The organism is Cellulosimicrobium composti, from assembly GCF_009711085.1.
GTDB lineage: Bacteria > Actinomycetota > Actinomycetes > Actinomycetales > Cellulomonadaceae > Cellulosimicrobium > Cellulosimicrobium composti.
Genome location: NZ_WMKA01000020.1, coordinates 46,434 through 69,115 on the forward strand (window position 1 = coordinate 46,434; position 22,682 = coordinate 69,115).

Consider the following 22,682-nt stretch of genomic DNA (forward strand, 5'->3'; position numbering starts at 1 on the left):
GCGCATCTCGCCCATGAGGACGCCCGGACGGGCGACAGTCGCATGTTCGGGGAGGTGACGCGTCGCCTCGGGAGCGCTCTCACGTATTCAGTTCGTGACCTCGTGGGAGCGATTTCGTGTGTGCGCGCTCACATCCGACCGGAATGTCTGCGCTGTCATAGGACCAAGGTCGCTATTCGATCACGGTTGTCCCTGTCCTTGCGTTCAGGAGTTGACGCCAAGATCGGGACGGGCATAGCGGCGGGCCCGCTCGGGCGGCGCTGAGGGTGCCCGGGTCCCGGGGCGTCGGCGCCCCGCGAGCTGTCCTCGGCAGGAGGAGGTCCGATGACGGACGAGCGCGTGATCCTCGAGATGCGGGGCATCACCAAGGAGTTCCCGGGCGTACGTGCGCTCGACGACGTCAACCTGCGCGTGCGCGCCGGGGAGATCCACGCGATCTGCGGGGAGAACGGCGCCGGCAAGTCGACGCTCATGAAGGTGCTCTCCGGCGTGTACCCGCACGGGACGTACGCGGGGGAGATCTACTACGAGGGCCGCGAGGTCCAGTTCAAGGACATCCGCTCGAGCGAGCACGCGGGCATCGTCATCATCCACCAGGAGCTCGCGCTCATCCCCGAGCTCTCGATCACCGAGAACATCTTCCTCGGCAACGAGGTCAAGGGCTCGTTCGGGATCGACTGGGGAGCTGCGCGGCGCCGGGCCGAGGAGCTCATGGCGCGCGTCGGCCTCCAGGAGTCGCCGGACGCGCAGATCAAGAACATCGGCGTCGGCAAGCAGCAGCTCGTCGAGATCGCGCGCGCCCTCGCCAAGGACGTGCGGCTGCTCATCCTCGACGAGCCGACGTCGGCCCTCAACGAGGAGGACTCCGAGCACCTGCTCGACCTGCTCCGCGGCCTGCGCGCCAAGGGCCTGACGAGCATCATGATCTCCCACAAGCTCAACGAGATCGAGGAGGTCGCGGACTCGATCACGATCATCCGCGACGGCCGCTCGATCGAGACCCTCGACGTCCAGGGCGACGACGTCGACGAGGACCGCATCATCCGCGGGATGGTCGGGCGCTCGCTCGAGTCGCGCTTCCCCGACCACACGCCGAACATCGGCGAGACGTTCTTCGAGGTCGAGGGCTGGACGGTCGAGCACCCCGAGGTGCCGGGCCGCCTCGTGTGCAAGGGCTCGACGTTCCACGTCCGCCGGGGCGAGATCGTCGGGTTCGCGGGCATCATGGGCGCGGGACGCACCGAGCTCGCGCGGTCGCTGTTCGGCCGCTCGTACGGGCGCTACAAGTCCGGCGTCGTGCGCATCGACGGGCGCGAGGTGTCGATGCCGACCGTGCTCTCGGCGATCGAGAACCGCATCGCCTACGTGCCCGAGGACCGCAAGTCGCTCGGCCTCAACCTGCTCGACACGATCCTCGGCACGATCCAGTCGGCCAACCTGCCGCGGATCTCCCGGGCCGGTGTGATCGACCAGGACGCGGCGTTCGTCGCCGCGGAGTCCTACCGCAAGGCGTTCTCGATCAAGGCCCCGAGCGTGCACGAGGGCGTCGCGAAGCTCTCCGGCGGCAACCAGCAGAAGGTGCTGCTCGCCAAGTGGATGTACACCGAGCCGGAGCTGCTCATCCTCGACGAGCCCACGCGCGGGATCGACGTCGGCGCCAAGTACGAGATCTACGGGCTCGTCCAGAAGCTCGCCGACGCGGGCCGCGGCGTCGTCGTCATCTCGTCGGAGCTGCCCGAGCTGCTCGGCCTGTGCGACCGCATCTACACCGTCTTCGAGGGGCGGATCACGGGCGAGGTCCCCGGGTCGGAGGCGACCCAGGAGGGGCTCATGCGCCTCATGACCGGAACGCCCGGCGACGCGTCCGACGCCGCCGCCTGAGCGCGCCCCACCACCCAGCCACCGCATCCTGACCCAGAAGGAACCACCGACGATGTCGTCCATCAAGCAGCTGCTGAGCGGAGGAGCGCGCCAGTTCGGCATGCTCTTCGCGCTCCTCGCCCTGATCATCTACTTCCAGATCGCGACGGGCGGGCGGGTCCTCACGCCGAGCAACGCGCAGAACCTGCTCAACGGCAACTCCTACATCCTCATCCTCGCCATCGGCATGGTCCTCGTGATCATCGCCGGCCACATCGACCTGTCCGTCGGGTCCGTGGCGGCGGTGACCGGCATCATCGTCGCCATCGCGATCCGTGACTGGGGCATCCCGTGGTGGCTGGGGATCGTGCTCGGGCTCTGCGTCGGCGCGGTCATCGGCGCCTGGCAGGGCTGGTGGGTCGCCTACGTCGGCATCCCCGGGTTCATCACGACGCTCGCGGGCATGATGCTGTTCCGCGGTCTCAACCAGTTCATCGGCAAGTCGAACACCGTGCCCGTCCCTCAGGAGCTCCAGACCCTCGGCGGCGGCTACCTCCCCGAGTGGGGCCCGAACACCGGCCTCAACAACTCGACCCTCCTCCTCGGCGTCCTGGCGATCGGTGCCGTCGTCTGGGCCGAGGTCCGCCGGCGCGCGAGCGCCCGCAAGCTCGGCGCCGAGCCCGTCCCGACGTCGGTCGCCGTGACGCGCGTCGTCCTGTTCGGCGCCGTCATCGCGTACCTCACGTACCTCTACGGCTCGGGCCGCGTCGGCACGTCGTTCCCCGTCCCGGCGCTCGTCCTCGTGCTGCTCGTCGTCGTCTACCAGTTCGTCGCGTCGCGCACCATCACCGGCCGCCACGTGTACGCGGTGGGCGGCAACCGCGCCGCGGCCGCGCTGTCCGGCGTCAACATCAAGCGCACCAACTTCTTCGTCATGATGAACATGTCGATCCTCGCGTCGCTCGCCGGGATGATCTTCATCGGCCGCTCCACGGCGTCCGGCCCGTTCGACGGCAACATGTGGGAGCTCGACGCCATCGCGGCCGTCTTCATCGGCGGCGCGGCCGTCTCCGGCGGCGTCGGCACCGTCGTCGGGTCCGTCATCGGTGGCCTCGTCATGGCGGTCCTCAACAACGGCCTGCAGCTCATGGGCGTCGGCTCCGACATGACCCAGATCATCAAGGGCCTCGTGCTCCTCATCGCCGTCGCGTTCGACGTCTACAACAAGGTGCAGGGCCGCCCGTCGATCATCGGCCTCATCTTCCCGTCGCGGCGCGACAAGGGCACCGGGGCCGTCACCGGCGCCGACGACGTCCAGCCCGAGGTCCCCGTCGAGGCCGGGGCGACGGCCGCCAAGGGCTGACGCGCACGTCCCACCCACCACCCGTACGACCCCACGACCGCATCCGACGACGGATGCCCGACAAGAAAGTGGTACCCATGAAGAAGCTCACCACGACGCTCCTGGCGCTGTCCGCCGCGAGTGCGCTCGTGCTCAGCGGCTGCTCGTCCGACCGCGGCGGCGACACCGGTGGCGGTGAGGCGACCGGCGGCGAGTCCGCGGCCGCCGGCTTCGAGGAGGGCGCGACCATCGGTGTCGCGCTCCCGCAGAAGACGTCGGAGAACTGGGTCCTCGCCGAGGAGCTGTTCAACGACGGGCTCACGGAGGCCGGCTTCGAGCCGATCGTCCAGTTCGCCAACGGCGGTGTCTCGGAGCAGCAGAGCCAGATCGACGCCATGGTCGAGCAGGGCGCGAAGGTCATCATCGTCGGCGCGATCGACGGCTCGCAGCTCGGGACCCAGCTCAAGAACGCCAAGGACAACGGCGCGACCGTCATCGCGTACGACCGCCTCGTGAAGAACACGGACGCCGTCGACGAGTACATCGCGTTCGACAACTACCAGGTCGGCGTGCTCCAGGGCGAGGCGCTGCTCCAGGGTCTCGCGGAGCGCAAGGGCGAGGGCCCGTACAACATCGAGCTCATCGCCGGCTCGCCCGACGACGCGAACTCGACGCCGTTCTTCGAGGGCGCCATGAGCGTCCTGCAGCCGAAGATCGACGACGGCACGCTCGTCGTCCCGTCCGGCCAGACGTCGTTCGAGCAGGTCGCGACGCAGGGCTGGAAGGCCGAGAACGCCCAGAAGCGCATGGACACCGTGCTCTCGGGCAGCTACGCCGACACCGAGCTCGACGGCGTCCTGTCGCCGAACGACACGCTCGCGCGCGCCGCGCTCACCTCGGCCAAGCAGGCCGGCAAGGAGACCCCGGTCATCACGGGCCAGGACTCCGAGGTCGAGTCGGTGAAGTCGATCGTCGCGGGCGAGCAGTACTCGACGATCTACAAGGACACGCGCAAGCTCGTCGAGGAGTCGATCAACGCCGTCAAGGCGCTCCAGGCGGGTGAGGAGCCGGAGATCAACGACACCGAGTCGTACGACAACGGCGTGAAGGTCGTCCCGGCCTTCCTCCTCGAGCCGATCATCGTCACGCAGGAGAACGCGGCCGAGGTCTACGCGGGTGACCCCACCCTCGAGGAGCTCACCAAGTGACCCTCGCCTGACCGGCGAGTCCCCGGGCGCGTCGAGCGCCGGGGGAGCGGCGGCGAACCGGCACGCCGCCGCGCACGACGGCCCCCGTCACGTCCACGGACGCGACGGGGGCCGTCGTGGTGGGCGGGCGGTCAGCGGAAGACGACGGTGCGATGCCCGTCGAGCAGCACGCGGTGCTCGGCGTGCCAGCGCACGGCGCGCGCGAGCGTCTGGCGCTCGACGTCCTCGCCGATCGCGACGAGGTCCTCGACGCGGCGCGTGTGGTCGACGCGCTCGACGTCCTGCTCGATGATCGGGCCCTCGTCGAGGTCGCCCGTCACGTAGTGCGACGTCGCGCCGATGAGCTTGACGCCGCGGTCGTGCGCCTGGGCGTACGGACGCGCGCCCTTGAAGCTCGGCAGGAACGAGTGGTGGATGTTGATGATGCGCCCGGTCATCTCGCGGCACAGCTCGTCCGAGAGGATCTGCATGTACCGCGCGAGGACGACGAGCTCGACGTCGAGCTCCGTCACGAGCTCGCGCAGGCGCGCCTCCGCCGCGGGCTTCGTGTCCCGCGTGACCGGGACGTGGTGGAACGGCTTGCCGTAGAACGACGCGATGTCCTCGAGGTCGCGGTGGTTGCCGACGACGCCCACGACCTCGATCGGCATGCCCTGCGAGCGCTCGCGGTACAGCAGGTCGACGAGGCAGTGCGGCGCCTTGGAGACCATGAGCAGCGTGCGGACGCGGCGCCCGACCACGTCGAGCTGCCACGTCATGCCGAACCGCGCCGCGACCTCCTCGACCGCGCGCTCGAGCTCGGTGCGCTCGGCGGCCGCCTCGACCTGCACGCGCATGAAGAACAGCCCCGACAGCGGGTCGCCGAACTGCTGCGACTCCGTGATGTTGCCGCCGAGGCGGGCGAGCGCGCCGGCGACGGCGTGCACGATCCCCGGCCCGTCCGGGCACGAGAGCGTGAGGACCCAGTGCGTGGGGTCGCCGGTCGAGGGCTGCGCGGGACGGAGCGCCGAGGTGTCGGGGACGTCGGCGCCACGGGGATCTGTCGTGGACACCCCTCAGAGGGTAGCCGCGTGCGGGCCGCGACGAGGCGCGCGTCCCCGGTGCGGACATCACCCGGACGCGCGCGGTCGGGCCCCGCGATGTCTGACACGATGTCCTCATGAGCGACGCGCAGATCACGACCCGCCTCGTCGACGATGCCGAGGCCGGTGAGCTCCTGACCCTGCGCCGGGCGGCGTTCGTCACCGAGGCGCAGCTCTACCAGGACCCGAACATCCCCCCGCTGACCCAGACCCTGCACGAGCTGCGCGAGGACCTCGCGCGCGAGGACGTCGTGACGATCGGCGCGTGGCTCGGCCCGCGCCTCGTGGGCTCGGTCCGCGTCGAGATCGAGGGCAGCAAGGCGACGCTCGGCCGGCTCGCGGTCGCGCCCGACATGCAGGGCCGCGGCATCGGCACGCAGATGCTCTTCGAGGTGCTGCCCTACCTGCCCGAGCAGACCACGGAGATCTGGGTCTTCACCGGCAAGGACTCCAAGCAGAACCTCGCGATGTACACCAAGCACGGGTACGAGGAGCAGTACGACAAGGCCGCGGGCGACCTCACGTACACCTACCTGCGCCGCATCCTCGGCGAGGCCGAGGCGCGCAACGAGTCCGGCGCCGTCGGGCAGGAGTAGCCCCGCGCCACCGGGGACGGGCGGGTCCGGGCGAGAGGGCCGGACCGGCCCGCGGGCCGTGCGCTAGGATCGACGCGTCGCGACTGGCGCCGCCCGGGATCTCCGCCCGGGCAGGGTGGATCACCACCGGGGAGCGGCACGCTGTGCAGACGACGGGTCGTTCGCCTGGGCCCCGGGTCACCCCACTGGTGGGGCGTACCCGGCGAGCCGGGACGTGACCACCGACGACGAACTGCCAGAACCAGCGGAGGAGACGCCATGAGCGCCCAGCCAGCCGACAACGTCCTCGACACCCCGCTCGCCGAGCTCGACCCCGAGATCGCGGCCGTCCTCGACGGGGAGCTCGCACGCCAGCGCGACACCCTCGAGATGATCGCGTCCGAGAACTTCGTCCCGCGCGCCGTCCTGCAGGCGCAGGGCTCCGTGCTCACCAACAAGTACGCCGAGGGCTACCCGGGCCGCCGCTACTACGGCGGCTGCGAGCAGGTCGACGTCGCGGAGAACCTCGCGATCGCCCGCGCCAAGTCGCTGTTCGGCGCCGAGCACGCCAACGTCCAGCCGCACTCGGGCGCCCAGGCGAACGCCGCCGTCCTGCACGCGCTCATCAACAAGGGCGACCGGATCCTCGGCCTCGAGCTGGCCCACGGCGGCCACCTCACGCACGGCATGAAGATCAACTTCTCCGGCAAGCTCTACGACGTCTCGGCGTACGGTGTGGACCCGCAGTCGTACCGCATCGAGATGGACGAGGTCCGCAAGCAGGCCCTCGAGACGCGCCCCGACGTCATCATCGCCGGCTGGTCCGCGTACCCGCGCCACCTCGACTTCGCCGCGTTCCGCGAGATCGCGGACGAGGCCGGCGCGAAGCTCTGGGTCGACATGGCGCACTTCGCGGGCCTCGTGGCCGCGGGCCTGCACCCGTCGCCGGTGCCGTACGCGGACGTCGTCTCCTCCACGGTGCACAAGACGATCGGCGGCCCCCGCTCCGGCTTCATCCTCAGCAAGGAGGAGTACGCCAAGAAGATCGACTCCGCCGTGTTCCCGGGCCAGCAGGGCGGCCCGCTCATGCACGTCGTCGCCGCCAAGGCCGTGTCGTTCAAGGTCGCGGCGACCGACGGCTTCCGCGACCGCCAGGAGCGCACGCTGCGCGGTGCGAGCATCATCGCCGACCGCCTCGCCCAGCCCGACGTGGCCGAGGCCGGCGTGTCCGTCCTCACCGGCGGCACCGACGTCCACCTCGTGCTCGTCGACCTGCGCCACTCCGCGCTCGACGGCCAGCAGGCCGAGGACCTCCTGCACGAGGTCGGCATCACCGTGAACCGCAACGCCGTGCCGTTCGACCCGCGCCCGCCGCGCGTCACGTCCGGCCTGCGCATCGGCACGCCCGCGCTCGCGACCCGCGGCTTCGGCGACGCCGAGTTCACCGAGGTCGCCGAGATCATCGCGACCGCGCTGCGCGAGGGCGCCGCGACCGACGCCGACGCGCTGCGCGCGCGCGTGCAGAAGCTCACGGCCGACTTCCCGCTGTACCCGGGCCTGCAGCAGTGAGCGCGCAGATCCTCGACGGCAAGGCCACCGCGGCGGCGATCAAGGCCGAGCTCGCCGAGCGCATCGCCGTCCTCGCGAGCAAGGGCGTCGTGCCGGGACTCGGCACGCTCCTCGTCGGCGACGACCCGGGCTCCCAGTGGTACGTCGCGGGCAAGCACCGCGACTGCGCCGAGGTCGGGCTCGCCTCGATCCGCGAGGACCTGCCCGGCGACGCCACGCAGGAGGACATCGAGGCCGCGGTCCGCCGCCTCAACGACGACCCGGCCTGCACGGGGTACATCGTGCAGCTCCCGCTCCCGAAGGGCATCGACACGAACCGCGTGCTCGAGCTCATCGACCCGGCCAAGGACGCGGACGGGCTGCACCCGACCAACCTCGGCCGCCTCGTGCTGCGCGTCAACGAGGAGGTCACCTCGCCGCTCCCGTGCACGCCGCGCGGGATCATCGAGCTCATCGAGCGGCACGGGATCTCCCTCGCGGGCAAGGAGGTCGTGGTCGTCGGCCGCGGCGTGACCGTCGGCCGCTCCATCGGCCTGCTGCTCACGCGTCGCGAGGTCAACGCGACCGTCACCCTCACGCACACCGGCACGACCGACCTCCAAGAGCTCGTGCGCCGGGCCGACGTCGTCGTCGCGGCCGCCGGCGTCCGGGGCATCATCACGCGCGACATGGTCAAGCCCGGGGCCGTCGTCATCGACGTCGGCGTCTCGCGCGAGGTCGACCCCGAGACCGGCAAGAGCCGCGTCGTCGGCGACGCCGCGCCCGACGTCGCCGAGGTCGCGGGCTGGATCTCGCCCAACCCCGGCGGGGTGGGGCCCATGACGCGCGCGATGCTGCTCGCGAACGTCGTGGACGCGGCGGAGCGCGCCTCCGCCTGACGCCCGGTCGCCCGTTCCGGGTCGCCGTGGGCGAGGGGGCGGGTGCATGTCGCGGGTCTACCATCCGGCCGCTCGTGCCTCGCGGCCTCCCGCCAGGCCCACCACGACCCGCGACATGCACCCGCCCCCTCGCGTGTCCGCTCACCTCGTGCGCGTGCTCGGCTCGTGCGGTCGGACCGTCCGAGGCGGTGCGAACGCAGCCCGCCGGCCGCGCCGCGGGACTTGCCCGGTCGCGTCGCGCGGGCGCTAGTCTGCGCGGGTGACGAGGGCGCGCATCGCGACGACGGCGGCGTACGCCGTGCAGGGGTTCGGGTTCGCGGTGGTGCTCACGAGCATCCCCGGGTACAAGGACCGGCTCGGCATGGGCGACGACGTCGTCACGCTCGTCGTGCTGGGGGTGTGCGTGCTCGCCGGGCTCGGCAGCGCGCTCTCCGGGGTCGTGGCGGCGCAGCGCGGGGCGCGGACGGTCGTCGTGGGTGGGCTGCTCCTCGCCGCGGCGGCGGTCGCGGGGATCGGGGCGGCGCCGTCCTGGCCCGTGTTCTTCGTCGCGATCGGGCTGTACGGGCTCGCGCTCGGCGCGGTCGACGCCGCGATGAACATGCTCGGGATCGACGTCGAGCGGGCCCAGGGGCGCAGCCTGCTCGCGTCGTTCTACGCCGCGAACGCCGCGGGCGGGGTGCTCGGCGCGCTCGCCGTCTCCGGCTCGGCGCTCGCGACGCTCAGCCAACCCGTCGCGCTCCCGCTCCTCGCCGCGCTCGTCGCCGTCGGCGCCGTCGTGCTCGCGGCGCGTCTGCCCGACGCCGGTCCGGCCGTCCCCGCGCCCGTCGCCGCGCGCGGGGTGCCCACGGTGGACGACGGCACCGACACGGGCGCGAGCCTGGACGCTCCGGGTGGCACGCCGCCCGTGCCGGTCGCTGGGCCCGGTCCCGGGGGTGCCGACCTCGGGCGGGGCCGCCCGGCCGGGGGCCTGGTCCGGGTCGCGGCGGGCACCGTCGCGCTGCTCGGGGCAGGGATGCTCGCGTTCCCCGTCGCCGACTCCGCCGTGTCGAGCTGGAGCGCGACGTTCCTGCGCGACGTCCTCGCCGCGAGCGCCGTCGCCGCCCCGCTCGGGTACGCCGCGTACCAGGCCGCGCTCATCGTGTCCCGCCTCCTCGGCGACGGCCTCGTCGAGCGGGTCGGCCGCGTCCGGGTCGTGCGCGGGGGCGGCACGGTGGGCGCCCTCGGCTTCCTCGCGGTCGCGGCGGCCCCCGCGTGGCCCGTCGCGGTCCTGGGCCTCGCGGCGACCGGGCTCGGCCTGGGCGTCGTCGCACCTCTCGCGTTCTCCGCGATCGGCGACCGGGCGCGGGAGGCCGTGGCGGCGGCCGCCGGCCCCGCGTCGGACGCGGTCGCGCGGGGCGACGTCGAGATCCCGGCGGCACCGACGGCCGACGTCGTGGCCGGCCCGCGGGACGGCGTCGTCGCCGCGGTCACGGACCGGGCGGTCGCGCGGCTCAACGTGTTCACGTACGCGGGCGCCGTGCTCGGCGGCGTGCTCACCGGGGTCTTCGCGACCGCGCACCAGCTCCGCGCCGGGTTCGTCGTGCTCGCCGCGCTCGCCGCCGTCTCGGCCGTCCTCGCGGGCGCGTTCCGGCCCGCGCGCACCGCCCCGGTGACGGTGACCGAGCCCACGTCGCCCGGCTGACGAGGCTGTCACCGGCGTGTGATGGGATGGCACGCGTGCTGACCATCGCCACCGCCAACGTCAACGGGATCCGCGCCGCCTACCGCCGGGGGATGGACGCCTGGATCGCGTCCCGCACCCCGGACGTCCTGCTGCTGCAGGAGGTCCGCGCCCCCGACTCGGTCGTGAACGACCTCCTCGACGGGTGGCACGTCGCGCACCAGGCGTGCGACATCAAGGGGCGGGCCGGGGTCGCGGTCGCGTCACGGCTGCCGGTGTCCGCCGTGCGCGTCGGCCTCGGTGCGGGCGAGCCCGAGCCGCCGGTCGACACGGGCCGGTGGGTCGAGGCGGACCTCGACCTCCCGGACGGCGGCCGCGTCACCGTGGTCTCGGCGTACATCCACTCCGGCACGGTGAGCCAGCCGGAGACGATGGTCGCCAAGTACGCCTACCTGGAGAAGGTCACGGCCCGGCTGCGCGCCCTCGCGGCCACGGGCGAGAGGGTCGTCCTCGCGGGCGATCTCAACATCGCCCACCGCAACGCCGACATCAAGAACTGGAAGGGCAACCTCAAGAGCGCCGGCTTCCTGCCCGAGGAGCGCGCGTACGTCGACACGTGGCTCGACGAGGTCGGGCTCGTCGACCTGGGGCGGCTGCACGGCGGCGAGGGTCCCGGCCCGTTCACGTGGTGGTCGTGGCGCGGGCGCGCGTTCGACAACGACTCGGGCTGGCGCATCGACTACCAGCTCGCGACGCCGTCGCTCGCCGAGCGCGCCGTCAAGGTCGAGGTCGACCGCGCGCCGTCGCACGAGGAGCGCTGGAGCGACCACGCGCCGCTCGTCGTCACCTACGACGTCTGAGCGGCACCCGTCAGGCGACGCGCTCGGCGGGCGCGGACGGCGTCGCGAGGAGGAACCCCGGGGCGCCGAGGCCCTCGCGCTCGAACGCGGCGCGGACGGCGTCGGCGACGGCCTCGACCTGGTCGGCGCGCACGAGCGCGATCGCGGAGCCGCCGAACCCGCCGCCCGTCATGCGCGCGCCGAGGGCGCCGGCGACGCGCGCGGCGTCCACGGCGACGTCGAGCTCGACGCTCGACACCTCGTAGTCGTCGCGCAGCGACGCGTGCGACGCGTTCATGAGCGGCCCGATCGCGTCGGGGCGACCCTCGCGCAGCAGCGCGACGAGCTCGCGCACCCGGCCGATCTCGGTGACGACGTGGCGCACGCGGCGGCGCGCGACGTCGTCGGGCAGCTTGTCGAGCGAGACGGCGAGCGTGCCCGCGGGGTCGTCGCTCGCGTCGACGGCGTCGGCGAGGTCACGCAGCGACGCGAGCCCGAGCGTGCGGGCCGCGTCCTCGCACGTGGCGCGGCGTGCGGCGTACTGGCCGTCGACGAGCCGGTGCTCGGCGCGCGTGTCGACGACGAGCAGGGCGAGGCCGGCGGCGTCGAGGTCGAACGGCACCTGCTCCGCGGACTCGACCGGGTCGAGCCCGGGGCGGCAGTCGAGCAGGAGCGCGTGCCCGGCGCGGGCGCGCAGCGCGGCCGACTGGTCCATGCCGCCGGTCGGCGCCCCCGCGATCTCGTTCTCGGCGCGGACGCTCGCCGCGGCGAGCACGGCGCGGCCGGCGTCGCTCGCGCTCAGGCCGAGGCCGGCGACGTCGTCGAGCGCGACGGCGACCGAGCACTCGAGCGCGGCCGAGGACGACAGCCCCGCGCCGAACGGGACGCTCGAGTCGACGGCGGCGTCGAAGCCGGTGATCGACGCCGGGTCGGCGCCCTGCGCGAGGAGGTGCTCGCGCAGTGCCCACGCGACGCCCGCGACGTACGACCCCCAGCCCGCGACCTCGCCCGGGGTGACGTCCTCGAGGCGCGCGGTCCACGTCTCGCCGGGAGCCTGGGCGGACGCGAGGCGCACGAGCGAGTCCGTGCGCGGGCGCAGCGCGACGTACGTGCGGTGGGGGAGGGCGATCGGCAGGCAGAGGCCCGCGTTGTAGTCGGTGTGCTCGCCGATGAGGTTGACGCGGCCCGGGGCGGCCCAGACGCGCACGTCGTCCTCGCCGGGCGCCGCGGCGGCGTCCGCTGCCGGGTCGTCGTCCGGCCCGCCGAACGCCGCGGCGAGGACCGCGCGCGCCCGGGCGGCGCCCTCGTCGTCGGACAGCGCGGGGACCCACCCGCGCGCGGCGCTCGTCGGGGCGAGCTCCTGGAGGCGCGCCGCGATGCGCTCCGGCGTGGTGTCGCTGATCCACGCGCCCATGCCGGACTCCGAGCCGGCGAGGTACTTGAGCTTGCCGGGCGCGCGCAGCACGGAGAACACCTGCAGGTGCAGGCGTGCGAGCGTCACCTCGTCGGTGCCGCCGTCGGCGACCGAGCGGCCCTCGTGGGCGGGCGCCTGGTGCCACGCGGCGATGTACGGCAGCGGGATCGGCTCGCCGTCGGCCGTCTCGAAGAACCGGTCGAGGCGGCGCAGGAGCTCGAGGTACGCGGTCGCGAGGTCGTCGCGCTCGGCGTCGGTCAGCGCCGGGAGGTCGGGCACGTCGCGGCGCGGGGCGAGGTGGACCTCGACGGGCCACCGGGCGGCGTACGGCACGTACGCGACCCAGTGCTCGGTCTCGAGGACGACGCGGCGCCCGTCGGCGAGCTCGGACTCGAGGACGTCGCGCAGGAGGTTGCGGCCCGTGCGCCGGTGGTGCTCGCGCGCCTGGTCGAGCATCGCGCGGGTGCGCGGCGTGACGTACGGGTAGCCGTAGATCTGCCCGTGCGGGTGGTGGAGCGTGACGCCGATCTCCTGGCCGCGGTTCTCGAAGCAGAACACCTGCTCGACGCCCGGCTCGGCACCGAGCGCGGCCGTGCGGTCGGCCCACGCGTCGATGATCGTGCGCACGCGCTGCGGGGGGAGCGCGCCGAACGACGACTGGTGGTCGCTCGAGAAGCAGACGACCTCGCACCGGCCCGCCGCCGGGGCGTGGAGCTGGAGCGGCGCGTCCTCGACGACGGCGTCCGGTACCCCGGGCACGCGCTGCAGCGACGGGAAGCGGTTCTCGAACACGACGACGTCGTAGTCGGTGTCGGGGACCTCGCCGTCGGAGTAGGCGCTGCCCGGCCGCGCCGGGCACAGAGGGCACGAGTCGGCCGCGGGCAGGAACGTGCGGTTCATGCGGTGCGCGGCGAGCGGCACCCAGTCGCCCGTGAGCGGGTCGCGCCGCATCTCGGGCCCCTCGTAGGGGCGCGGCGTCCCGTCCGGTCCCGGGACAGGCGCGAACCGGTCCGGCAGTGGCCGCGGGTCGTCGAGGCGACGTGAGCGCTCACCCGAGACGTACTCGGGGGAGTCGTCGAAGTAGACGAGCTCGCGTCCGTCGGCGAGGCGGGTCGAGGTGCGGCGCAGGTGCGGGTTCATGCGTGCGGGGTTCCGATCGCGGGTGCGGGGTCGATGGTGCGTCGTGGGGCGCCGCGTCAGGCGACGACGAGCTGCTCGACGAGGTCGTGGACGCGGGCGCGCTCGTCCTCGGCGAGGCCCGCGTCGGTGACGAGCACGTCGACGTCGGCGAACGTCGCGAAGACGCGCAGGCCGGTCGTGTGCCACTTGGTGTGGTCGGCGAGGACGACGGTGCGGCCCGCCGCGTCGATGAGCGCGCGGTTGGTCGCCGCCTCGTCGAGGTTGGGGGTCGTGAGGCCGATCTCGGGGTCGACGCCGTGCGCCCCGACGAACGCGAGGTCGACGCGCAGGCCCGCCAGCGCCGCCTCGGCGAGCGGTCCGACGAGCGCGTCGGACGGCGTCCGGCTGCCGCCGGTGAGGATGGTCTCGAGGCGCGGGTCGTTCGCGCGGTGGAGGACCTCGGCGACGGGGAGCGAGTTCGTCACGACGGTCAGGGGGCGCAGCGCCGGGTCCGCGGCGATGCGGGCGGCGAGCAGGTGGGTCGTCGTTCCCGCGCTGAGCGCGACGGACGCGTCCGGCGTGATGAGGCGCGCCGCGGCCGTGGCGATGGCCTCCTTCTCGGCGGCCTCGCGCGAGCTCTTCGCGGCGAACCCGGGCTCGTGCGCGGTCGTGTGCGGGGCGACGGCGCCCCCGTGGACCTTGCGGACGAGACCCTGGTCGGCCAGCTCCACGAGGTCGCGCCGGATCGTCATGTCGGAGACGCCGAGCTCTCGAGTCAGGTCGCCGATCCTGACCGCGCCGTGGTCGCGGATCTCCGCGAGGATGCGCTCCTGGCGCTGTGAGGCGAGCATGCGACCAGTATTGTCCACATCGCCGAGAAATCCAACACGATCGAACAGGACTCAACATCCGTGTCGTGCGACCGGCGTCCTCCGCCCGGCCCGACGACGCGGGCCGGGCGGACCTGTCAGTACCGGATCTCAGTACCGGATCGCGTCGATCACCTTGACCCGCACGGCGACGAGCGCCGGCAGGAGACCCGCGAGCGCCCCGATCCCGACGGCGGCGACCATGCCCGTCACGGCGGCGGAGAGCGGGAATCCGGGCCGGTCCTGCACCGGGTACCCCATGAGCGCGTCGAGCGGCAGGTTGTGCAGGGCGACGACGGCGACCGTGACGCCCAGCACGCCGGCGACGGTCGTCGCGACGACGCTCTCCATCATCACGGAGAAGAACACGCGGCCCGAGCTCGCGCCGAAGCTCCGGCGGATCCCGATCTCGCGGATCCGGTACCGCACGGTGACGAGCGCGATGTTGACGAGCCCGAGCCCGCCGAGCAGCAGCGCGATCACGCTGACGCCCAGCACGACCAGCCGGATCGCGCCGTCGACGCTCGCGTAGTCGGGGGAGTCGAACCGGAAGACGTCGGCCTGCACGCCGCTCAGGGCCCCCGCGACGTCGCGCTGGACGAGCCCGACGAGGTCGTCGGCGAGCTCCTCGGGCACCCACAGCTCGAGGCTCGGGGGCCCGGTCATCTCGAGCGACTCCGGGGTGACCCACGCGGCCTGGGCGCCGACCAGCACGTACGCCTCGGGCTCGGCCTGCGGCCAGGCGTCGGGGTAGGCGCCGACGACCGTCGCGACGACGGGGTTGTCGCCCCCGATCGTCACGGTCGGGTGCTCGGCCACGGACACGCCGCCGAGCGCGTCGAGGAACGCCTGGTTGACGACGAGCGCGGGCGAGAGGCGGTCCGCGTCCGCGTCGGTGAACCAGCGCCCGGACGTGACCTCGAAGCGGTGCATCGTGGCCCAGTCGGGCTCCACGCCCGTCGTGTAGACCTCGCGCGTGCCCTCGGGGAAGCGCACCGGCGCGGGCGCGTTGCGCAGCATCGACGAGTACCCGACGGAGTAGCGCTCGACGATCTCGTCGAAGACCTGCTCGTACTCCTCGGGCGCGGGCATCACGCTGCCGCCCTCGCCCGTCGGCCACGCGGACACCTGGAGCGTGGCCGCGCGCCCGTTCCAGCGGTCGTTCTGCTCGGCGGAGACCTGGCGCAGCATCTCGCCGGCGGCGGAGATCGCGGTGATGGCGCAGACGGCGACGGCGACCCCGACGAGCGCGAGCAGCACGCGGACCTTGTGGACCCGCAGCTCGTCCCACGCCTCGAGGACCGAGCCCACGATCCCGGTCACGCGGCGTCCCCCTCGCCCGGGGCGGCGCCGTGCGCCGGCACGAGGGGCCGGGCGACGTGCTCGGCCTGGTCGTCCCCGGACTCCGCGGGGTGGCCCGCCGCACCGGGGTCCGCGCCCGGGCCCGAGGGCTGGCCTCCCGGCGCGCCGAGCGCCCCGAGCGACCCGGCGCTGCGCGCGCTGATGGCGATCGGGGTGAGCACGCCCTCCGCGAGCCGGAACTGGCGCGCCGCGCGCGACGCGACCGCGAGGTCGTGCGTGATCGCGATGAGCGCCGAGCCGTTCTCGCGCGCGATGGTGTCCAGCAGGTCCATGACCTCGCTGCCCGTGTCGACGTCGAGCGCGCCCGTCGGCTCGTCCGCGAGGATGACCCGCGGCACGCGCACCAGTGCGCGCGCGATCGCGACGCGCTGCTGCTCGCCGCCCGAGAGCTTCTCGGGCCGCGTGTCGAGGCGGTCGCCGAGACCCACGCGCTCGAGCATCTCCGCGGCGAGCGTCCGGCGCTGCCAGAACTGCCGCCCGCGCGCGTAGAGCAGGGGCGCGACGACGTTCTCCAGCGCGGTGCGGCCCTGGAGCAGGTTGAACTGCTGGAAGACGAACCCGAAGTCGGTGCCACGGCGCCGCGCCCGGGCGCGGCCGGAGAGCCTGCCGATGGGCACGCCGTCGAGCACGTACTCGCCGCTCGTGGGGGCGTCGAGCAGCCCGAGGATGTTGAGGAGGGTGGACTTGCCCGTCCCCGAGCGCCCGACGATCGACACGTGCTCGCCCGCGTCCACGGTGAGGTCGATCCCACGCAGGATCTCGAGCGTGCGGTCGTCGGGGAGCACGACGGAGCGGGTGACCCCGCTGAGCTCCAGGAGGCTCATCCCCCGATCACCTCGCCGGTCATGGGGTCGACGACCGGGACCACGTCCTCGCCGGGCACGAACTCGAGCACCTCGTCGCCCTCGGCGAGGCCCTCGGTCACCTGGACGACGGACCCGTCGGTGAGGCCGAGCGTCACGGCGCGCTCCTCGGGCTCGCCGTCCTCGCCGACGACCCACACCTTGCCCTGCTCGACCCGGCCGAGCACCGCGGTGACCGGCACGACGAGCGCGCCCTCGACCGAGCCCGCGGTGATCTCGAGCTCCGCGGCGAGACCGGCGAACACCGTGACGTCGCCCGGCACCGCGCACGTGACGCTCGCGGACGAGCCGCCCGCGCCGGGGTCGGCCGCGCCCTCCTCGGGCGTCCCGCCGGGCGTCGCGGCGGCGCCCATGCGCAGGCCGGTGCACGTGAACGGCGCGGGTCCGCCCGTCACGGTGACGATCGCCTCGGCGGGGATCTGCAGGAGGCGGAACTGCTGCTCGGCGACCATGCTGCCCGTCACCGAGAGCGTCCCGGGCGAGATCGACGCGAAGTCCTCGCCCACGGCGACCTCCTGGTCCTTCAGCGCGGTGAACGTCGCCACGGTGCCGCCGGTCGTGGCCTTCACCGTCTCGCGGGTCACCTTCGGCCGCCGCTCCGTGACGGTGACCTCGCCGGTCTCCGGGTCGGTCTCCGTGAGGGGCTCGCGCGGCTCCTCGAGCGTGACCTCGAGCAGGGGCGCGCCGGCCTCGACGACGTCGCCGGGCTTGGCGTGCACGGCCGTGACGACGCCGCGCTGCGTGACCTTCTGCGGCGCGGCCGGGTCGGCGACGACCTGGCCCGCGAGCGTGACGGTGTTCGTGACGTCGGCGGTCGTCACGGCGACGCGCGGCTCGACGATCTCGGCGGTCGGGAACGCCGGGTCGGCGGGCGGCTCGGGGGCCGAGCGGAAGGCGATCACGGCGAGCGACACGGCGATGACCCCCCAGACGACGAGACGGAGGGCGGGGAAGACGATCCTGCGGGTGATACCCACGTGAAGGCTCCTGGGCGGCGAGGGCGGACGGCGGTGACGTGCGACGGTGCGGACGGCGGTGACGTGCGACGGGGCGGGCGACGGCCGCCCGGAGCGAGGCTAGGGCGGGGCGGCGGGACGCGTCGTCAGCCCTGGGGAGGAGTTCCGGCCGGAGGGGTTCAACGGGCGGTCACCGTCGGGTAAGCCGGGTGGTTGCCCCGCGGCGCGACGCGCGGAGGACGCACCGGCGCGGCGCGGTGCGCGCCGGTGCCGGGCGCGGACGTGCGACGTCGCAGGTCGGGGCAGGGTCCGCGGGGTCGGGAGCGCACGGCACGGCGACGACGACGCCACGGCACAGCCCCCTCACCGGCCGCGTGGGCCGTCCCCCTGACGAGATGCGGGCGCGACTATACCGTGACGCGGAGCAGGGACGGGCGGGTGCCCGCGCGGACGCGCGGGGGTGCGGCGGCGCAGGCCGTGACGGCGTCCTCGGGCGTCAGACGACGGTGACGCCGAGCGAGCGGCCCGCGAGCCCGCGCGGCCGTCGGGCGAGGCCGAGCGCGACGTCGCGCAGCGCGACCGCGGCGGGCGAGGCGGGGTCGGCGAGCACCACGGGCGTGCCGCCGTCGCCGGCCTCGCGCAGCGACACGTCGAGCGGCACCTGCCCGAGCAGGGGCACGTCGGTCCCGGTGGCGCGCGACAGGTTCGCGGAGACGCGCTCGCCGCCCCCGGACCCGAAGATCTCGAGGCGCGACCCGTCGGGCTGCTCGAGCCACGACATGTTCTCGACGACGCCCACGAGGCCCTGCTGCGTCTGCGTGGCGATCGACCCCGCGCGCTCGGCGACCTCGGCCGCCGCGACCTGCGGCGTCGTCACGACCACGATCTCGCTGCCGGGCAGGAGCTGGGCCACGGAGATCGCGATGTCGCCCGTCCCGGGCGGCAGGTCGAGCAGGAGCACGTCGAGGTCGCCCCAGAAGACGTCCGCGAGGAACTGCTGGAGCGCGCGGTGCAGCATCGGCCCGCGCCACACGACGGGCTGGCCCGCCGGGACGAACATGCCGATCGACACGACCTTCACGCCGTGCGCGATCGGCGGCAGGAGCATGTTGTCGACCCGCGTGGGCTGCCGGTCGACGCCGAGCATGCGCGGGATCGAGAAGCCGTAGATGTCCGCGTCGACCACGCCGACGTCGAGGCCCTGCTCCGCGAGCGCGACGGCGAGGTTGGCGGTGACGGACGACTTGCCCACGCCCCCCTTGCCCGACGCGACCGCGTACACCTTCGTCAGGGAGTCGGGCTTCGCGAACGGGATCTCCGGCTCGCCCACGCCGCCACGCAGCATCGTGCGCAGCTCCGCGCGCTGCTCGGCGCTCATGACGCCGAGGTCCACGCGCACGTCCGCCACGCCGTCGACCGCGCGGACCGCGGTGGCGACGTCGCGCGCGAGCGTGTCGCGCATCGGGCACGTGGCGACCGTGAGGTCCACGCCCACCGTCACGACGCCGGTCGGCGCGACCTCCACCGAGCGGATCATGCCGAGGTCCGTGACCGGGCGCCGGATCTCGGGGTCGAGGACGGTGGCGAGGGCCTGCCGGACGGCGTGCTCGAGCGGGTCTGCGGCGGGGGCGGGCATGGCCCCATCGTAGGCATGACGCGCCACGTTCCCGCGGGCCCTAGGTCCCGGGACGGGCGTGAGCCGGATCGCACGGCGCGCGGTGCACCGGGGGACTACGGTGCACGCATGGACCGCCTCGCCTCCCTCGTGCGCGACACCGAGCTGTTCGGCGACGCCGTGCGCAGCGCGCCTCCGGACGCGCGCGTCCCGTCGTGCCCCGAGTGGACGGGCGCCGACCTGCTGTACCACCTCGCGGAGGTGCAGGACTTCTGGGCGCGCGTCGTCGGGCCGGCCCCCGGGCAGGGGCTCGACGGGGACGACGTCGAGCCGCTCGCGCGCCCGGCGTCGGACGCCGAGCTGCCCGCGCTGCTCCAGCGCTCGACGAGCCGGCTCGTCGCGGCGCTCACCGACCGGGACCCCGACGAGCCGTGCTGGTCGTGGCACGACGACGGCCGGCACGTCGGCTGGGTCCTGCGGCGCCAGGCGCACGAGGCCCTGGTCCACCGCGCCGACGCCGAGCTCACCGCGGGCCGCGACGTGACGCCCGCCGACCCGGAGGTCGCGGCGGACGGCGTCGACGAGGTGCTCGCCGTCATGGTCGACGGCGTCCCCGGGTGGGGCGTGTTCACCCCGGACGGTGCGACGATGTCGGTCGTCGTCGACGGCCCGGGCGAGACGCCGCGGAGCTGGGAGCTCGCGTTCGGGCGCTTCACCGGGACCGGGCCCGAGTCGGGCACCGCGTACGACCTCGACGTCGCGCAGCTCGTGGACCTCCCGGGCTCGACCACGACCCAGGTGTCCGGGACCGCGTGGGCGCTCGACCTGTGGCTGTGGGGGCGCGGGACGGACGAGGGGCTCGCCGTCGCGGGCGACCCGGCCCTCGTCGAGCGGCTGCGCCGCGTCGCGGCCGAGGGGACGCAGTAGCCACCCGCCCTCAGCGGTCGGCCGGCTCGTCGTCGGGCGCCTGGCGCGCCGACTTCTCCTCGAGCTCCTCGAGCAGGTTGCGGATCTCCGAGCGGACGAAGTCGCGCGTCGCGACCTCGCTCAGCGCGATGCGCAGCGCCGCCATCTCGCGCGCGAGGTACTCGGTGTCCGCGAGGTTGCGCTCCGCGCGCTGCCGGTCCTGCTCGGCGGTCACGCGGTCCCGGTCGTCCTGCCGGTTCTGCGCGAGCAGGATGAGCGGGGCCGCGTACGACGCCTGGAGCGAGAGCATGAGCGTCAGCGCGGTGAACCCGAACTCGGCGGAGTCGAACCGCAGGCCCTCGGGACCCCACGAGTTCCAGATGATCCACGCGGCGCAGAACACCGTGAGGTAGACGAGGAACCGGGGCGTGCCGAGGAAGCGCGCGATGCCCTCCGTCGCGCGCCCGACGGCGTCCTGGTCGACGCGGACGCGTGGGATGAGGGAGCGGCGCGCGGTCTTCGGGGTGTCGAGACGGTCAGCCACGGGCCACCCCCGGCGCTCCGCGACGACCCGCGGTGCGCACCGTCGCGGACCCGTCCGCGACGGTGGCGCGCGCGCGTTCCGCGTCCACGTCGTCGTCGTTCTCGCGCCAGTCGTCGGGCAGCATGTGGTCGAGCACGTCGTCCACGCTGATCGCCCCGAGCAGGCGCTTCTCCGCGTCGAGCACGGGCACGCACAGCAGGTCGTACGTCGCGAGGATGCGGGTCACGCGGCCGAGCGGCGCGTCGGGCGAGACGCCCTCGACGTCCGAGTCGAGCACCGAGCCGACGGCCGCGTGCGGGGGCTCGCGCAGCAGGCGCTGGAAGTGCGCGACGCCGAGGAACCGCCCCGTCGGCGTCTCGAGCGGCGGCCGCGCGACGAACACCATCGACGCGAGCGCGGGCGCGAGGTCCTTGCGGCGGATCTGCGCGAGCGCGGTCGCGATCGTCGTCTCCGGCCCGAGCACGACCGGGTCGGACGTCATGAGGCCGCCCGCGGTGTCCTCGGCGTACGCGAGGAGGCGGCGCACGTCGCGCGCGTCCTCGGGCTCCATGAGCTCGAGGAGCTGCGCGGCCTGCGCCTCGGGGAGCTCGTGCAGGAGGTCCGCCGCGTCGTCCGGCTGCATCGCCTCGAGCACGTCCGCGGCGCGGTCGCTGTCGAGCCCGGAGAGGATCGCGACCTGGTCGTCCTCGGGCAGCTCCTCGAGGACGTCGGCGAGGCGCTCGTTGTCGAGCGCGCCCGCGACCTCGAGACGCCGGGTGTCCCCGAGGTCGTGGATGACGTCCGCGAGGTCGGCCGGCTTGAGGTCGTCGTACGCGGCGAGGAGCATCGCGGCGCCCTGGGCCTCGGAGCTCCCCGCCAGGCCGGTGACCGCGTCCACGTCGACCAGGAGCGTGTCTCCCCGCCGCCGCAGCCCGAGCGTGCCCTTGTGCTGCGCGCGGCGGCGCACGTACAGCTTGGTGACGAGCCAGTCGCCCGTGCGCTGCCGCTCGATCGCCAGGTCCTCGATCGTCGCCGAGCCCGACCCGTCGACGAGCTCGACCGTGCGCTCGAGGAGCTCGCTGACCGCGAGCGTCTCCATGGCGCGCTGCTCGAACCGCCGCATGTTCACCAGGCCCGTCGAGATGACCTGGCCCGCGTCGATGCTCGTCACGCGCGTGAGGGGGAGGAACACGCGGCGCCTGCCCGGGACCTCGACGACCAGGCCCACGGCGCGCGGGGCACCCTTCGGCCGGATGAGCACGACGACGTCCCGCACCCGCCCGACCTGGTCGCCGATGGGGTCGAACACGCTGGTCCCGGCCAGACGCGCGACGAAGACGGTGGTGGCTGCGCTCACGCGGCCAGCCTACGCACGCGCGGGGGTCACCGCGCGTTCCTCCCGGCACGGCCCTCGCGCGCTCCGCGCGAGTAGGACAGACTGGGCGAATGAGCATGTCACGCCCGGGTGCCGTCCCCCGTGTCCCCACCCCGCCGCGAGGGGAGCAGATCGCGTCCTACGCGACGTACCTCGAGGCGCAGAAGGCCGTCGACTTCCTGTCGGACAACAAGTTCGCGGTCGAGCTCGTGACGATCGTGGGCACCGACCTCAAGATGGTCGAGCGCGTCACGGGCCGGCTCACCTACGGGCGCGTGGCGCTCGCGGGCGCGGCCTCGGGTGCGTGGTTCGGCCTCTTCGTCGGCATCCTGCTCTACCTCTTCTCCGGGCAGGGCGGGTTCGTCCTCACGGCGATCGCGATCGGCGCCGGGTTCGGGCTGCTGTTCTCGGTGCTGTCGTACGCCCTGACGCGGGGCCGGCGCGACTTCACGTCGCAGAGCCAGATCGTCGCGTCGGCCTACGGCATCCTGTGCGCGCCCGAGCGCTCGGGCGAGGCGCGTCAGCTCCTCGCACGCATGCCCGACGGCGCCGGCGGCGTCCGCGCCCCGGCCGCCCCGGCGAACCCGTCGTGGGGCACGCCCGGCGCCTCGACGCCTCCCGCGACTCCCGGGGCCGCGGCACCGCAGCCGCAGCCGCCGGCGCCCGC

The 22,682-nt window shown here is 74.0% G+C and carries 19 protein-coding genes, 1 pseudogene and 1 riboswitch; of the genes and pseudogenes, 10 read left to right on the plus strand and 10 right to left on the minus strand.

The window, feature by feature from the left end:
- Window positions 1-324: 324 nt before the first annotated feature.
- From mmsA to GJV82_RS10310, 3 genes are all read left to right on the plus strand, one after another.
- Window positions 325-1,881: a multiple monosaccharide ABC transporter ATP-binding protein gene (gene mmsA / locus GJV82_RS10300; RefSeq protein ID WP_155099161.1), complete on the plus strand. Its 1,557-nt coding sequence runs from the start codon at window positions 325-327 to the stop codon at window positions 1,879-1,881.
- A gap of 52 nt (window positions 1,882-1,933) precedes the next feature.
- On the plus strand, window positions 1,934-3,223 hold the full coding sequence (gene mmsB / locus GJV82_RS10305) for a multiple monosaccharide ABC transporter permease (protein ID WP_024840431.1): 1,290 nt from the start codon (window positions 1,934-1,936) through the stop codon (window positions 3,221-3,223).
- A 77-nt stretch (window positions 3,224-3,300) separates the two neighbouring features.
- A complete protein-coding gene (locus tag GJV82_RS10310) occupies window positions 3,301-4,410 on the plus strand; it encodes a substrate-binding domain-containing protein (protein WP_024840432.1) in 1,110 nt (369 codons plus the stop codon).
- Between the two features lie 131 nt (window positions 4,411-4,541).
- Here GJV82_RS10310 and purU read toward each other — a convergent pair whose 3' ends face one another.
- Complete coding sequence (gene purU, locus GJV82_RS10315) at window positions 4,542-5,462, minus strand: formyltetrahydrofolate deformylase (protein ID WP_318657501.1); 921 nt, start codon at window positions 5,460-5,462, stop codon at window positions 4,542-4,544.
- A gap of 107 nt (window positions 5,463-5,569) precedes the next feature.
- Here purU and GJV82_RS10320 point away from each other — a divergent pair, with 107 nt between their 5' ends.
- From GJV82_RS10320 to GJV82_RS10340, 5 genes are all read left to right on the plus strand, one after another.
- The gene (locus GJV82_RS10320) at window positions 5,570-6,088 is read left to right on the plus strand and encodes a GNAT family N-acetyltransferase (RefSeq protein ID WP_024840434.1); all 519 of its coding nucleotides are present in this window, start codon (window positions 5,570-5,572) and stop codon (window positions 6,086-6,088) included.
- 69 nt (window positions 6,089-6,157) lie between these two features.
- Window positions 6,158-6,266, plus strand: a riboswitch (ZMP/ZTP riboswitch).
- An 80-nt stretch (window positions 6,267-6,346) separates the two neighbouring features.
- On the plus strand, window positions 6,347-7,636 hold the full coding sequence (gene glyA / locus GJV82_RS10325; RefSeq protein ID WP_155099162.1) for a serine hydroxymethyltransferase: 1,290 nt from the start codon (window positions 6,347-6,349) through the stop codon (window positions 7,634-7,636).
- The gene (locus tag GJV82_RS10330; RefSeq protein ID WP_318657502.1) at window positions 7,633-8,514 is read left to right on the plus strand and encodes a bifunctional methylenetetrahydrofolate dehydrogenase/methenyltetrahydrofolate cyclohydrolase; all 882 of its coding nucleotides are present in this window, start codon (window positions 7,633-7,635) and stop codon (window positions 8,512-8,514) included. The genes glyA and GJV82_RS10330 overlap by 4 nt, the downstream gene beginning before the upstream one ends.
- A gap of 259 nt (window positions 8,515-8,773) precedes the next feature.
- On the plus strand, window positions 8,774-10,195 hold the full coding sequence (locus GJV82_RS10335) for an MFS transporter (protein WP_155099163.1): 1,422 nt from the start codon (window positions 8,774-8,776) through the stop codon (window positions 10,193-10,195).
- A 35-nt stretch (window positions 10,196-10,230) separates the two neighbouring features.
- Window positions 10,231-11,034 carry an exodeoxyribonuclease III gene (locus GJV82_RS10340; protein ID WP_404812958.1) on the plus strand — a complete coding sequence of 268 codons (804 nt, stop codon included), beginning with the start codon at window positions 10,231-10,233 and terminating at the stop codon, window positions 11,032-11,034.
- A 10-nt stretch (window positions 11,035-11,044) separates the two neighbouring features.
- On the opposite strand, the gene galK is transcribed toward GJV82_RS10340, so the two are convergent.
- From galK to GJV82_RS10370, 7 genes and pseudogenes are all read right to left on the minus strand, one after another.
- Window positions 11,045-12,220 carry a galactokinase gene (gene galK / locus GJV82_RS20045; RefSeq protein WP_455550361.1) on the minus strand — a complete coding sequence of 392 codons (1,176 nt, stop codon included), beginning with the start codon at window positions 12,218-12,220 and terminating at the stop codon, window positions 11,045-11,047.
- 144 nt (window positions 12,221-12,364) lie between these two features.
- Window positions 12,365-13,567 (minus strand): annotated as a pseudogene (gene galT / locus GJV82_RS20050) (galactose-1-phosphate uridylyltransferase); the annotation flags it as partial.
- Between the two features lie 56 nt (window positions 13,568-13,623).
- Window positions 13,624-14,397 (minus strand): DeoR/GlpR family DNA-binding transcription regulator, encoded by a 774-nt coding sequence (locus GJV82_RS10350; RefSeq protein ID WP_034604106.1) that lies wholly within the window; start codon window positions 14,395-14,397, stop codon window positions 13,624-13,626.
- A 129-nt stretch (window positions 14,398-14,526) separates the two neighbouring features.
- A complete protein-coding gene (locus GJV82_RS10355; protein WP_318657503.1) occupies window positions 14,527-15,738 on the minus strand; it encodes an ABC transporter permease in 1,212 nt (403 codons plus the stop codon).
- The gene (locus GJV82_RS10360; RefSeq protein WP_155099166.1) at window positions 15,735-16,601 is read right to left on the minus strand and encodes an ABC transporter ATP-binding protein; all 867 of its coding nucleotides are present in this window, start codon (window positions 16,599-16,601) and stop codon (window positions 15,735-15,737) included. Before GJV82_RS10360 ends, GJV82_RS10355 begins: the two co-directional genes overlap by 4 nt.
- The gene (locus GJV82_RS10365; protein ID WP_155099167.1) at window positions 16,598-17,617 is read right to left on the minus strand and encodes an efflux RND transporter periplasmic adaptor subunit; all 1,020 of its coding nucleotides are present in this window, start codon (window positions 17,615-17,617) and stop codon (window positions 16,598-16,600) included. The genes GJV82_RS10360 and GJV82_RS10365 overlap by 4 nt, the downstream gene beginning before the upstream one ends.
- A 475-nt stretch (window positions 17,618-18,092) precedes the next feature.
- Entirely contained in the window at window positions 18,093-19,232 is a 1,140-nt protein-coding gene (locus tag GJV82_RS10370) for an Mrp/NBP35 family ATP-binding protein (RefSeq protein ID WP_155099168.1), read from the minus strand.
- A 108-nt stretch (window positions 19,233-19,340) separates the two neighbouring features.
- Here GJV82_RS10370 and GJV82_RS10375 point away from each other — a divergent pair, with 108 nt between their 5' ends.
- Window positions 19,341-20,138, plus strand: a complete 798-nt coding sequence (locus GJV82_RS10375) for a maleylpyruvate isomerase family mycothiol-dependent enzyme (RefSeq protein WP_196217222.1) — start codon at window positions 19,341-19,343, stop codon at window positions 20,136-20,138.
- A 10-nt stretch (window positions 20,139-20,148) separates the two neighbouring features.
- On the opposite strand, the gene GJV82_RS10380 is transcribed toward GJV82_RS10375, so the two are convergent.
- Window positions 20,149-20,661: a DUF1003 domain-containing protein gene (locus GJV82_RS10380; protein WP_024840444.1), complete on the minus strand. Its 513-nt coding sequence runs from the start codon at window positions 20,659-20,661 to the stop codon at window positions 20,149-20,151.
- Window positions 20,654-21,997: a magnesium transporter MgtE N-terminal domain-containing protein gene (locus GJV82_RS10385; RefSeq protein WP_318657504.1), complete on the minus strand. Its 1,344-nt coding sequence runs from the start codon at window positions 21,995-21,997 to the stop codon at window positions 20,654-20,656. Before GJV82_RS10385 ends, GJV82_RS10380 begins: the two co-directional genes overlap by 8 nt.
- Before the next feature lie 89 nt (window positions 21,998-22,086).
- On the opposite strand from GJV82_RS10385, the gene GJV82_RS10390 reads away from it, so the two are divergent.
- A partial coding sequence (locus tag GJV82_RS10390; protein ID WP_155099170.1) for a general stress protein occupies window positions 22,087-22,682 on the plus strand: 596 nt, incomplete at its 3' end.